Origin of the sequence: Faecousia intestinalis, assembly GCF_040096185.1 — a bacterium.
Taxonomy (GTDB): domain Bacteria; phylum Bacillota; class Clostridia; order Oscillospirales; family Oscillospiraceae; genus JAZOXB01.
On sequence record NZ_JBBMFF010000057.1, the window covers coordinates 1 to 13,120 of the forward strand.

A 13,120-nucleotide genomic window follows, 5' to 3' on the forward strand; every position below is an offset into this window, starting at 1 on the left:
AGCCTGGTTTGTGTTGTTATCCGCCATGGGACCGTCCCCGGTGATATTCAGAACACCCTCAGAGTCTAGCGTCCATGCGGCGTTCTCTCCGCAAGTGCCGGAAGCGACAACAGTCAACTTCGCTTTCCGTGTTTCATAAGCAATGCCGTACTTTTCCGCATAGGCCTGTGCATAGGAATTCTCTGCCACGGAGAGCGTTACGCCGGTGACATCCTTGAAAATCGCGGAGCCGATCTTTGTAACGCCGTCAGGAATGTACAGAGAGGTCATTTTGGTGTCGGCTTTAAATGCATATTCGCCAAGGCTTTCCAGCTTGCTGTTCTCACTGATCGCAACACCGGTCAGCTTGGAGCAATAGTAGAATGCATAGCCGTCGATCCGGTTAACAGAGTCAGGAATGGTGATAGCAGGCAGGCTGCTGTAACCAAAGGCACCCCAACCGATACGCTCGAGCTTTGTGCCCTCCTCGAAGGTCACGGTTTCCAGTCTGCTACACCGGAAGAAGTTGAACTTGCCAATATAGGTGATGTCCTTACCAATTACGACTTGCTTGATTTGATACTTGTATGCTTCCCAAGGAGCGTGATTTGTATTATTGTCCGACATGGGGCCGTTTCCTGTGACGCTCAGAACACCTTCGGAGTTCAAAGTCCACGCTGCGTTATCACCGCAACTGCCGGAGGCCACAACTGTGGGCTTGGGTGTTCTTGTTTCATAGGAGATACCATATTTCTCAGCATAGGCCTGTGCATAGGAATTTGCAGCAACGGACACAGTTACATTATTGCCAGCTCCCTCGAAGATACCCCAGCCAATATTATTCGTGCCGTCAGGAATATACAGGTATTTCAGTTTTGCGTCGGCCTTGAATACGCTTTCGCCCATTCTGGCTAGCTTGCTGTTTTCACTGATCTCCACACTGGACAGCTTGGAGCAATAGTAGAACGCATAGCCGTCGATCTGCGTAACAGAATCGGGAATGGTGATGGAGGGCAGGCTGCTGTAGCCGAAAGCACCCCAACCGATACGTGCAAGCTTGATATTTTCCGCAAAAGACACGCTTTCAAGCCTGCTGCACTGGAAGAAGTTGAATTTGCCAATTGCAGTGATTTCATTGCCGATCAGGATGCGCTTAATATAATACCTGTAGTTACCCCAGGGAGCACGCTTCGCGATGTTGTCCACCATATCGCCATAACCGCCGACAACGAGCTTACCATCGCGGTAAAGAACATAATTGGCTGTCTGGCCACACAGGCCAGCATTGATCAGGTCAGCAGTTGTGCAGCGAACAAACTGACCATTTTCAAACTGGCACGTTTCACCGCAGATAACATATTCGCCCTGATAGGTAAGGCCATCTTGATCAAAGGAATATGTACCTTCCGTGAGCACCAAAACACCAGTCACGGAGTTTCCACCAGCAAAATAGCGCATTCTTCCCGTCTTCGTATCCTTCGCCCAGCCGGGGTAGGCGCTTTCCTTCGCGCCGGTCTCGTAGCCGCAGACCTCACAGGAAAGGATATCCGTGTCGCTGTCGTAATCGTATGTGTGTTCATCATTCTCGCACAGCGGGGTCTTCCTTTTACTGTACTGATCCAGCACGGTCTTACTTCCGTCCTCTGCCACATTATACGCTGTAACGGTAGCCTGGAAGCGGTCGGCGGTGACGTCGACATAGATGCTCTCGAAGTCGAGCGTGGCCTTTTCGAAGTGGAAGTCCTTATTATCCACGATGGAGTAGGACTTACCGCCGGTGGAGCCGCAGATGTAGTACACGGTGCCCTTCTCCTCCACCTGACCGGCCGTCAAGGGAGCGGTGCGGGCGTAGCTGTGGTCATTGCCGGAGAAGTAGAAGTCGATCCCGGCTGCGTCGCAGGCTGCAGGCAGATACTGCTGATAGATCTCGCCGCCGCCGGTGGGGTTGGTGTAGTAAGCGGGCACATGGGTCACCAGCACCTTCCAGGTGCAGCTCGTCTTCGCAGCGTCCTCGATGAGCCACTGTGCGAACTGCTGCAGGGTGTCCTTGTCGGAGGTGTGGTTCAGGACGGCGATGTAGACGTCGCCGCGCTCCACGGAATACCAGTCAGCAGGCACGCCGAACACGGACTTCACGGCGATAGCGCCGTTGCCGCTGTCGTCTGCCTCGTGGTTGCCGATGACGTGGATCACGTCGGTGTCACGGATGCCGTCGAGCGTGAAGAGCTTCAGGGCGTCGTCCCACTGGTTGTAGTAGCGGACATTGTCCACGGCGTCGCCGAGCTGAACACCGAAGGGATACTGCCCGGCCAGATGATCGGCGATGCGGCCCATGCCCTCAAGGGCGGCCTCCTCCTGAATGTCCGCCAGCAGGAAGAAGCGGGTCTGCTTCCCGGCTGCCGGGACGGTAAAGCTGCGGATGGCGGACCAGACCGTGCCGTCGCCGACGCGGTAGTAATACGTCGCGCCTGCGGTGAGGCCGCTCAGCGTCACGCCATTCACGCGGTTGATCTGCTTGCTGCCGGAGTAGGAGATCAGGCGGCTCGTGCCCTCGATCTGCGTGGCTTCGCTCAGATCTGCGCTGGTGGAAAGCTCTGCTACGGCGGCAGCGGCGCTGTGGCGCGGGTCGCTCATCCAGGTGATGGTCTTGCCGTCTGCGGCAGGGGAGAGGGCGTAGATGATATTGTAGGGTGCGCCGGTCTCGTCGCCCACGGCGTTGTAGCTGAACAGGGTGATCTGATAGGAGCAGTTGCCCTCGGCGTCCTCGGCGCGCAGGTTCACACTGCCCTCGCTTGCCGTCAGGCCGGAGATGTCGATCCGGCCGTTCCCGTCGGTCTGACCCTGCAGGACGTCATTGGCATAGACGTTGACGCCGGCTGCCGCAGCGCCGTCGCGCACGACGGTCACGGTCGCGGTGGCCTTGCTGCCTGCCACGGCGGTCTCGGCCGTAATGCGGTACATGGCCTCGATCGGGTAATTCGCGACGGGCGTGGTGAAGCCGGTCGCATATTGGTTCAGGTCGCTGATATCGAGGTTCTCCGTCTGCTTGCAGCCGTAGGAGCCCTTCGTGACCTGCACGTTGATGCTGCTGCCCTCTGTGACGGAGGTGGGGATGGGAATGTCGACCGTGGCCAGCGCACCGGCCGTATACTTCGCGTGGTCAATGGTGGTGATCTCCACGGAGACGACGCCCTTGGAGGGATCGTAGCTCCAGCTGCCCGTCACGCCCTCGGGGAAGGTGACGTTCGCAACGGGATAGCTGCGCGTGACGGAGATGGCTGCTGTCAGGGATGTGACGGAAGCGGGATCATCGCTCTCCAGCGCCAGCTGCCACGTTTTGCCGACGGTGGGAACACCCAGCGTGTTCAGCGCAATGTTCGGCACGTCCGGCTTTTCGGCCTCGACGGTGAAGTAGCGGGTCTCGCGGGTTACGTTGCCGTAGCCGTCCTTCAGGTAGAACGTGATGGAGTGCAGGCCGTTGCCGAAGTGCATCAGACCGGAGGTGCTGCCGAGAATGTCACAATCGTACTTGCCGCGATAGGTGCCGTCGAAGTAGAAGTAGGCGGATTCCACGCCGGTGGCGTAGGGATCGGTCTCCTCGCTGTCGTGGTAGGTGACGAAAAAGCGGAGCTTGTCGGAGTGGAGGGTCATGCCGTCCTCGAGCTCTGTCTTGGTGCCGTCGTCGTTGACGAGCTGGATGGAGGTCACGACCGGAGCCGTGACGTCCTGATTGTTTGCGCCGTAGACGACGCAGAAATTATCGAGAAGAATGTAGCCCTTCAGGTCGCCTTTGTCGAGCTTGACGCCGTCGGTGGTGTACCAGCCGATGCCGCTGGTTGTGACCATCGCACGGAACAGCATGCCGCTGTTGGCGCGGATCAGGGCACCTGCATACTGGGTCAGATCAGCCTCAAGATACTGCCAGCCGGTCTTCAGCCCCTCGCCGCTCCCGGCGCTGCCATTGCTGAAATTGACATAGGCGTTCGTCCAGCTTTGGCCATTATTTGTACTGGTGGCGATCTGGGCACGCAGCCACGGGACAGGGACTCCCTCGGGGATATAGACCCAAACACCAAGCGCTGTCGGTGTGCCGTCAATGGCGAGATTGTCGCCAAGGCCGAGACAGGCTCCATCGGTACCGGTGAGACCGGTCCAGTCATATTCCAGCTTGATGGCCTTATGACCGAAGCGGACGATGTCGGCATATTCCTCGGCGGTATCGGAGACGATGGAGCCCTTGACGACGCCGCCGCGGCCGGCATAGTGATAGGTCGCGACTGCATTGGAGGCCATGCCGTCAAAGCTTTCGACGGTCGTGCCGATGGTGGAATAATCCCACGGGTCCTCATCGCCGCCGTCGAGGATCATGGTCGGCTCCATGCCGATATTCACGGTAACTGTGGCGCTCAGGTCGCCGCGCGTGGCGGTGACGGTCGGGCTGCCGGAGTATTTCACGTTGCTCGTGACGGCGAACCGGTTGTTCGCAAACGAACCGGCGTCCGGGTCTGAGATGGCCCAGTTGATGTCGCCGTCCTTGAGATGGACCTGTTCGGATTGATAGGTCGCCCGGAAGCCAAGGTCGCTGACGTCGTTATAGTTGAGGTTGACTTCACTCGACGCGAACGAAAGGGCGTCCGGCTCCTGCACATGCAGGATGGTCGAACCGACCGTCTTGCCGCCGCTGATTAGGTCGATCGTCACGTCGCCGGTCTTGCCGGACGAAGTGAACACGGCGGAAGCGCCGCTGCCATTGACAGTGGTCTCGCTCACAGTGCCCATGGCCGCATCGCTGACCGTGAAGACGGCGTCCGCGGGGAGCGCCTTTGCCGGAGCGCCGGAGAAGTCCATGGCGCTGGCCGTCAGCTCGACCGTGGAATTGGGTGTGTAGTATTCGCCGTCAGGCGTGACGGCGGCGTGGTCGAACTCGCCGGAGGCAGCCACGGTGGAGACGACAAGGATCGTGCCGGAGACCACGCGCTCGCTGCCGCCTGCGGGTGTGTTGCGCATGGTCAGGTCGCTTTCGCCCTCGCGTTGGGAGAGGTAGGTGGAGGAGCCGCCCTCGTCGAGCTGGATGGCCGCCACGCAGCCGAGCGCGACCATCATGCGGGCCTCTTCCTCGGCGGTGTAGCCGACGGAGCGGGGGGCCATGGTGCCGTCTGCCTGGAACAGGACGACCGTGCCGTCGGCCTTGACGCCGACGCTGGTGCGCGGGTAATAGCCGCCGTTGCCGGACTGGGAAACAACGACCTTGCCATCCCAGACCATGGCGACGAGCGCGTCGACCGCCTCGACGATCTGAACGGCCTTGCCCTGCTTTTCACTCTGGCTGGCCTCGGCCTGCGCAAGGGTCGTGCCCTCGCGGAAGACGTTGACGGAGCCGTCGTCAAACGCGGCGAGGAAGGCGCGGCTGGAGTTATCGTGATGCACGACACCGTTCATCACGAGATAGCCGGAGGGCTCGCCGGTGTTGATGTTGAACCACGAGGCGTTGACGCCGCCGACGACGTTCAGGCCCGTCTCCCTTTCATAGACGTGCGCCTGCTCGGTCGTGGTCTTCAGCGTCCAGCCAAGCTCCTTCGGGTTTCGGTTGCCGTAACCGGCCACAATCTTCGCCCGTCCCTCATTCGGGTTGACCTGCATGACGTTGGCAACGGTCTGGGAGTTGCCCGCGTCGTTGTTCGTGATAATCACGGACTCGGAAATATCCGGCGCGATGGAGTAGTTTTTAACAGAAGTAACACGATAGCTTGTGCCATCAATGTTGCTGCCTTTTGACAGATTGTTTGAAACGGTAGACGTAATTGCATCTGTACTTTGCGGGTTCGTGTCGGTTCCCTTTATGGCGAATGCTGCAGTCGGTAAAGTACTAAGCAGCAGCATCACACATAAGAATAACGCTGTAATGCGCTTTGTAACGGAACACATCATTTTTAACTCTCCTTTTCTGTAATTTATATATCTCCCGAAAGAGACTATATACAAACAAAATGGCCTACAATTAATTACGGATTATGTGGCAAGTTTTAATCGATTTTAATGTAGTCCGTAAAGGGGTGGTTCAGGTCGATCATTTCAGCGTAATGGTGGCCGACTTTTTCTTCTTCAGGAAGATCGGCTCGCCAGTTGCCATATTTCTGCGTGAGATATGCGTCAAATTGCGCAGGTATTCTGACTTGCATACCTTCAAATGCTGCAAAAGTGCCATCTCCATATTGCGCGCGCGGCGCATATTCGAGTTTCCCTTGCCAGTTGCCGTGGTTACAAATGACTTCGGAATCCCCTTCAGAATACGAGGAGATGAGTTCCTCATATTTTCTCATAATGTGCTGTGTATGCTTGTGAATCCCTAGCAGGCGCTCCAATCCAAAGAATAACTTGGTACACCAACTGCATGGCAGCTGGAATGCGCACGCTGCCATCAGTTTATACTTCTTCTTCAGCAGCTCCAATCGGCGTATCTCAAACGGTGTTTTTGGATATCCATCCAAAGGAAACACATCAATATAAACGCCATGATTGATAGATAGCTTCGCAGCACTTTTCTCAATATAAGTAGTATTCGAATCGCGAACCTTGCTGAATATCTGTGGGAATGCCGGGTCGGTGCGATAATTCTGCAGGAAATAGCTGTTCGGGAGCAGCTCCTGCGCCTTTTCAACAAAAATCTCATAGTCGGGACGGAGCAAGCCAATATCCAGATCATCATCCCAAGGAATGAAACCGGAATACTTAACTGCGCCCAAAGCACTTCCGCAAATGAGATAGTAGTTGATGTGCAATTGGCGGCATACTGCATCTACCGCTTGGAGTATTTTGAATTCTACTTGCTGTAAATCGGTCATAAGTTCACTATCCGTTCCGCTTTCTTTAATGTGCTGTATGTTCCGCCTGGATGCTCTCAGATATCTGCTGATACAATTGAATATACTTTGCATATGCGCGATCCTTATCGAGACATTCTGTTATATTAGAATCGACTCGGACATTATCCATTACAATGCGGCGAACCGCACGCTCCATGGCCGTTAAGTCACCTTGCGGAATAAGAACGCTGTCGTTTGTAACGAGTGTTTCTGGACATCCGCCAGTTTGATAGACAATTACCGGTGTACCGCATGCCTGCGCCTCTAAATTAACGGTTGGAAAGGTGTCTTCATAGGTCGGATTCACAAAGACATCAGCAATTGTATACCATTGTGCAAGTTCAGTCTGATCGGTTGTACGCTGAAGACCAAGTATATTAGACGGAATTTTGGAAAGCTGCTTTTCGGATAGTCCGATTAGAACGACCTGATAAGCTGCCCCCAAGCGATTAGAGAGACTCAGTAAATCTTGCAGCCCTTTATGAGTATTCCAAACGTTGGCAACACCAAGTACGATATTTTTATTCAGCAGATGGTACTTGGATTTGAGTTGACTTGGACGTTTGTGGAATACATTACGATCAATTCCATTCGGAACAACTAATGTTGGATAATTCTGCAGAAAAGATTGGGAAACTTGATTCGCAAGCCACTGCGATGGTGTTGTAATAATTAGGTTCTTTACGCCGGTAAAAGCTTCTTTTTTCCTGAGATAATTATGGCGTACATCACCATGTAGATAACACTGAGGGTACTGATGCAAAAGGCGGCAATCCTTGCAAAGTGTTTTCCATTGCGTACAACCAATCTGAGAATAGTGCGTGCAATGACCAGTGAAAGACCAACAATCATGTTGAGTCCATACGATGGGAATGTCTGCCCTTTTTAAATAATGAAACAGCTTCTCATAATTCACATAATAACCATGTAGTGTGTGAAGATGAATCAAATCAGGTGCAAAAGCTTGAACTTCGCGAATCAGGCGCCTGGTTGCAGCTGCTGAGTATAATCCTGTATGATCGGTGAACCGTGACAGTGCATTATGAAAATAGTATTCTGGCTTAGTTGATATTTTAATTGCGTCGTCATTGTTGATATTAGGACCCGAGCCATAGAGAACCTTTACCTTATGACCATGGTTCCTTAAAAGGTCCATAATGTCAGCAATGATTTTTCCTGTGCTTCCTACACCATATACAAGATTAACGAACAAGACTTTCATTTTACATTCCCCAAAGCCACGCGCTCCAGCAGCGCATGCAGACGAACACTGTTATCGGCCTCGCGTCTGGCAACTGCCGCGGCGCGCTCAACGAGCTGCCAGCGATATGGCTCCTGCATCAGAACGGCCTCTATGGCGGCGGGAAGCGCCTGACGGGAGCAGGCCAGCGCGGCGCAGTCGTTCCGGCGCAGATAGGCCATGGAGGCGACATCCTCCGGTCCGTAGGCCAGCAGGGGCCTGCCGCTGGCAAGGCTCTCGATGATCTTGGTGGAGACGGAATAGCGGACGCGGTCACGGTTCTCTTTGTCAAAGGCCTCCACATGGACAAAGGCATCGGCGCCGTCAAAGGCTGCCTGATATGCTTTCCCGGTGACAAAGCCGTGCATGCGGATCGCCGGGCAGGCCGCCAGACGCTCCAGCAGCTCCGGGTATTTGTGATCAGTATAGATCTCCAGCGTAAAATCGGTCCCTTCCTGCCGGTTCAGCGCGTCCAGCGTCTGCCCAAGCTCCAGCAGGGGCTGGCCGCGGCCGCAGCCGAGGTTCCCCATGTAGGTCAGGCAGCGGTGCAAAGCGTCGCGGCCCGGCTCCGTATAGGGATGAACGGCAAACGGCGGGCAGGTCATCACGTCCGTCACCTCTGCGCCGAAGCTCTCGTGGTATCGCGCCGCAAGCTCGGGACAGATCGTCACGGTCAGGGCAGTCTCCTGCAGCAGGGCCGCGATTTTGCGGCGCAGGCGCTTCTGCCGGAGCTTTGCCCAAAAGGCATTTTGCCCCTGCAGGAAATAGAAATCGTCGCAGATATAGCTCACGATCGGGATATGCCGCTCGCGCGCAAGGGTCAGCGCGATGTCGTACAGCAGCTCCTGCTTGCCGGGCGCGACGAAAAGAACGTCGGGCCTTTCGCGGTCGAGCCATGCCTTCAGGCCGGGATGATCCCAGCGGCTGAGCTGCCAGATGAGATCGCGGGCCAGACGCATGGGCTCGGAGCGGCTGCGGGGCGAACGATAGGTTCGCTCCTCTTTTTCACTGGTGAATTTATCGTGACAGGCCGGATCAGGGCTGATCTCCCCGCCGACGGCATGCCGGTCCCAGATGGAGTGCAGCGCTTCACGATCCGTGAAGCGATAATAGCTGCCGCAGCAGGCCGTATCCGGTACGGCGGGGTAGAGGTAGAGTTGACAAAGCTCCTCCGGGCGGAATGCGGAAAAAAGGGACAGAAACGTCTTGCCCATGTTGTTATAGGTCGTGACCGGGTTGTGGGAGAGCAGAAGTACCTTCATCGTGCCCTCCTGTGCTTCCGCAGCGCATGGCAGGCATAGACTGCAAAAACGGCTGCGGATTTCCAAATTGACAGCTTTTCCACCCTGCGGTAGATCAGCCAGCGGTTTTTGGCGGCATTTCGCTTGTCACTGGAGCGGGAGCCCTTTACCAAACGGTAATCCGCCAGCACCTCCGTGCAGGCGATCGCCCGGTATCCGGCCTTCAGAAGCCCGAGCCAGAATACATAGTCTTCATGATAGTATTCCGTCGGAAAGCGCTGCCCGGCGAGGATCGAACGGCGCAGCAGCACCGTGGAGCAGCTTAAAACACTTTCCCGCAGCATGGCCTCGTAGTCCGTCGACTCCGGAACGAGAAAATCGGACAGGTGTTTGCCGCTCTCGTCTATCAGTGCATAGGAGCAGTAGAGAATATCACCGCGCGATGCAAGAGCAAGCTGCTTTTCCAGCTTGTCTGTATGCCATATATCGTCGCAGTCCAGCAGCGCGATCCATTCGCCCTGCGCCAGAGCAAAGCCGCGGTTGCGCGTCTGCGCCGCGCCCAGGTTCTTTGGATTGCGGAATAGGCGAATCCGGGGATCGGATTTTTCAAAGGCCTCCGCGATCTCCGCCGTTCGGTCGGCAGAGCCGTCGTCAAGGATCAGCAGCTCCCAGCGCGCATAGCTCTGCGCGAGAACGGAGCGAATGGCAGCGCCGATATAGGGTTCTCCGTTAAAGGCAGGCATGATGATTGAAACGAGCGGCAGCGATGTTTCTGTGGCGTGCAATGGGCGTTCCTTCTCTCAGCGTAGCTTCTTTTCCAAAAGCGTTTTGCATTTCTTCCAATCCCGGTAGCCGTCTCCAAGCATATGGATATCGCTACCGAGGTATTTGACATAGCCGTTTTGGATCCATTCCAGATATCGTCTTCGTTTGATCGGCTTCGTCAGGCAGACGGCATTGAGCTGAAGCGGGATGCCCTCCCGGATCAGCCTTTCGATATTTTCCCTCGGGTATCGGTCCGCATGGGCCAGAACGATGCGGACGTCCTGCCGCTCACACAGGGCGAACAGCGTATCCCACAGGGAGGACGGCCACGCGTAAAACGGCATTTCCAGCAGCAGCTCGTTCGTCCCCTCCAGACACAGGCGGGGAAGGTCGTCAAGCCGCTCCATGCCGTCGCAGATCAGGACCTCGGCCCCCAGCAGGATGCGCGGAAGCTCCGGCCTGCGCGGCAGCGCCGCAGCGCAGCGCGCTCTGCGCTCCAGAAAGGCGGCGGCGTTCTCGCGGTGTGGGTAGAAGTGCGGCGTGGCGCAGACGGTCCGGATCCCTGCCTCGGTGGCCATGGCGAGCTGCCGCAGGGACGTCTCCACGCCGTCGCTGCCATGGTCGCAGCGAGGCAGAATATGCGCGTGGTAGTCGAGCGTCAGGTCGATCATGGGGTCACTTTGCGCCATAGGACTCACTGTAGGAATAGCGGTAGCCGTACTTATCGCCGTATTTGTACTTGCTGGCGTATTTCACGGATTTCATGTTCAGACCGTTCAGCACGACGCCGCAGAGATTCCCGCCCGCGCGGCGTACAGCGGCAGTCGCGGCATTCAGCTCGTCTGCAGTCGTATTGCCGGAGCGTGCCACGAGTACGACGCCGTCGACAAAGGTCGAGATGATCTGTGCGTCGGCAACTGTGTTGATCGGGGGCGTGTCGATGATAACGTAGTCGTAGTAGTCCGCGCAGCTCTCTACAAAGCTCTTCATGCGGTCGGAGGACAGCAGCTCGGACGGGTTCGGCGGGATCGTACCGGTGCAGACGATCCAGAGGGGCAGCTCCGTGACCTTTGCCAGCTCGAGCTGCCAGATCTTGGCGAGGTAGTCGCACAGGCCCGTGGAAAGCTCGACCTTCCAGAGGCGGCGCTGCGTCGGCTTGCGCATATCGGCATCGACCAGCAGGACGCGCTTGCCGAGCATGGCATAGCTGATGGCGATATTCGCAGCGGTCAGGCTCTTGCCCTCGGAGGGCTTCGCACTCGTGACGGCGAAGGTCTTGCAGGGCCGCGCCTTGTCCGCCGTCATGCAGAACATCAGGCTGGTGCGCAGCTTGACATAGGCCTCCTTCATGGCGAAGGGGGCGTCGTTATTCAGAAGCCTGCGGCGATTGACCGTGATAGCCTCAGCTGCTGCTTTATTATTACTCTTTTTCATTTTTAGCGGCACCTTCTTCCGTTACGGTCCAGTAAGCGTAGTTGTCATCGGCGGAATTGATGTCCGGGATCTGCCCAAGCACCGTGACGCCGGCCATAGTTTCAATATCCTCCGGCAGATAGATCGTCGTGTCGGCGAGCGTCCGCAGGATCACGATGACGGCGGCCACCATCACACCGATGATCACGCCGATCGCGGTGTCGAAGACGGTGCGCGGGGAGGCCTTGTCCGTCGGTATCTCCGGCTGGTCGACGATCTCGACGCCGCCGGCCTTCGTGATGCGGACGATTTCGGTCGGCGCGACCTTGGCGAAGGCTCCTGCGACTTTGCAGGCAAAGGCCGGGTCCGTCGAGGTGATGACGACCTCGAGCAGCTGGGTATCTGTGATAACAGATACCGAAACCATGCCGCTGAGGCTCTTGCGCGACAGCGATACATCCGGGCCAAGCTCCTGCAGCACGGCGTCGAGGATCGAATTGCTGGCCAGGATCTTGGAATAGGTCGTGGCCAGACTCTCGGCGGCCTGCAGGTCGCCGTTATTGATCGTGCCGGACTGCACACTGTTGTTCGAGCTGTTATACACATAGAAGCTGACGCGGGATTCATAGGTCGGCGTGATCAGGAAGGTCGTGACCAGAAAAACGCAGGCGCCTGCGAGAACGCCGGCAAGCAGCAGCCAGTAGCTCTTGGAGAGCAGCAGCTTCAGAATATCCAGAAGCGTGACCTCGACCTTCCCGCTGCCTGCCTGCGGGGACTGTGTATCGTTCATGTATGTTCCTCCGATCCTCATCGTGTTTTCTCAGCGTGCACCATCGTGGGTAAAAATGAGAAGCGCCGTTTTTACGATACATTGCAGATCGAGCCGGATCGACCGGCGGGCAATGTATTCCATGTCATATACGATCTTTTCCTCGGGTGCGAGCTCGTAGCCGCCGTTGACCTGCGCGTAGCCGGTCAGGCCCGGCGTGACGACCAGCCGGTTGGAAAAGCCGACGATGTACTTTTCAAACTGCTCGTAAAAGTATTTCCGCTCCGGGCGCGGGCCGACAAAGCTCATCTCGCCCTTCAGAATGTTCCAGAGCTGCGGCAGCTCGTCCAGCCGCGTCTTGCGCAGGAGCGCGCCGAAGCGTGTGCAGCGGTCGTCGCTGCGCTCGGCCCATTTTGGCCCGTCCTTTTCCGCATCCGTGCGCATGGAACGGAACTTGCAGATCAAAAAAGGCTTGCCGTCTTTCCCGAGGCGCTCCTGCCGGTAGATCGGCCCGCCCGGAGAATCCAGCGCGATGATCGCGGCGATGATTCCCATGGGGACGGCCAGCACGATCAGCGCGAGCAGTGCAAGGGTAAAATCAAAGCAGCGCTTGAAGACCAGATAGCCCCGGCGCGTCTGTACCTGCGGAAGCGCGATGTATATCGTGCGCGGTTCATCGGCTGCTTCCGCGACCGGCCGGGAAAGTGTTGCCGCCATGCTGCGTCATCTCCATCGTTCTCTTTCTCTCGTTTTCAGCCCCTGTGCGCATTCCGAATAACGGATCGTGCGATCCGTTCCTTGCGAAAGACCCTGCCGCGGCGCTTCCGCAGTTTCGCAGAGTATGCCACTC

At 56.8% G+C, this 13,120-nt stretch carries 9 protein-coding genes; all 9 read right to left on the reverse strand.

Annotated elements, in window-relative coordinates; all coding sequences use genetic code 11:
- Positions 1-5,907: leucine-rich repeat protein (locus tag WMO66_RS00725; protein ID WP_349134490.1), on the reverse strand; the 5,907-nt coding region annotated here is incomplete at its 3' end.
- Positions 5,908-6,002: 95 nt separating this feature from the next.
- Positions 6,003-6,821 carry a LicD family protein gene (locus WMO66_RS00730; RefSeq protein WP_349134491.1) on the reverse strand — a complete coding sequence of 273 codons (819 nt, stop codon included), beginning with the start codon at positions 6,819-6,821 and terminating at the stop codon, positions 6,003-6,005.
- A 25-nt stretch (positions 6,822-6,846) separates the two neighbouring features.
- The gene (locus WMO66_RS00735; RefSeq protein WP_349134492.1) at positions 6,847-8,064 is read right to left on the reverse strand and encodes a glycosyltransferase; all 1,218 of its coding nucleotides are present in this window, start codon (positions 8,062-8,064) and stop codon (positions 6,847-6,849) included.
- Positions 8,061-9,344: a glycosyltransferase family protein gene (locus tag WMO66_RS00740; RefSeq protein ID WP_349134493.1), complete on the reverse strand. Its 1,284-nt coding sequence runs from the start codon at positions 9,342-9,344 to the stop codon at positions 8,061-8,063. Before WMO66_RS00740 ends, WMO66_RS00735 begins: the two co-directional genes overlap by 4 nt.
- Positions 9,341-10,108 carry a glycosyltransferase family 2 protein gene (locus tag WMO66_RS00745; RefSeq protein WP_349134494.1) on the reverse strand — a complete coding sequence of 256 codons (768 nt, stop codon included), beginning with the start codon at positions 10,106-10,108 and terminating at the stop codon, positions 9,341-9,343. The genes WMO66_RS00740 and WMO66_RS00745 overlap by 4 nt, the downstream gene beginning before the upstream one ends.
- Positions 10,109-10,123: 15 nt before the next feature.
- On the reverse strand, positions 10,124-10,777 hold the full coding sequence (locus WMO66_RS00750; RefSeq protein ID WP_349134495.1) for a CpsB/CapC family capsule biosynthesis tyrosine phosphatase: 654 nt from the start codon (positions 10,775-10,777) through the stop codon (positions 10,124-10,126).
- Positions 10,764-11,522: a CpsD/CapB family tyrosine-protein kinase gene (locus tag WMO66_RS00755; protein WP_349134496.1), complete on the reverse strand. Its 759-nt coding sequence runs from the start codon at positions 11,520-11,522 to the stop codon at positions 10,764-10,766. The genes WMO66_RS00750 and WMO66_RS00755 overlap by 14 nt, the downstream gene beginning before the upstream one ends.
- The gene (locus WMO66_RS00760) at positions 11,509-12,291 is read right to left on the reverse strand and encodes a YveK family protein (RefSeq protein WP_349134497.1); all 783 of its coding nucleotides are present in this window, start codon (positions 12,289-12,291) and stop codon (positions 11,509-11,511) included. Before WMO66_RS00760 ends, WMO66_RS00755 begins: the two co-directional genes overlap by 14 nt.
- Before the next feature lie 30 nt (positions 12,292-12,321).
- Complete coding sequence (locus WMO66_RS00765; protein ID WP_349134498.1) at positions 12,322-12,987, reverse strand: sugar transferase; 666 nt, start codon at positions 12,985-12,987, stop codon at positions 12,322-12,324.
- Between the last annotated feature and the right edge of the window lie 133 nt (positions 12,988-13,120).

Bases quoted from the DNA above. Each gene is read 5' to 3' on its own strand.
- WMO66_RS00750 (WP_349134495.1), bottom strand. From the start codon at position 10,777: ATGGCGCAAAGTGACCCCATGATCGACCTGACGCTCGACTACCACGCG.
- WMO66_RS00765 (WP_349134498.1), bottom strand. From the start codon at position 12,987: ATGGCGGCAACACTTTCCCGGCCGGTCGCGGAAGCAGCCGATGAACCG.
- WMO66_RS00755 (WP_349134496.1), bottom strand. From the start codon at position 11,522: ATGAAAAAGAGTAATAATAAAGCAGCAGCTGAGGCTATCACGGTCAAT.
- WMO66_RS00740 (WP_349134493.1), bottom strand. From the start codon at position 9,344: ATGAAGGTACTTCTGCTCTCCCACAACCCGGTCACGACCTATAACAAC.
- WMO66_RS00730 (WP_349134491.1), bottom strand. From the start codon at position 6,821: ATGACCGATTTACAGCAAGTAGAATTCAAAATACTCCAAGCGGTAGAT.
- WMO66_RS00760 (WP_349134497.1), bottom strand. From the start codon at position 12,291: ATGAACGATACACAGTCCCCGCAGGCAGGCAGCGGGAAGGTCGAGGTC.
- WMO66_RS00735 (WP_349134492.1), bottom strand. From the start codon at position 8,064: ATGAAAGTCTTGTTCGTTAATCTTGTATATGGTGTAGGAAGCACAGGA.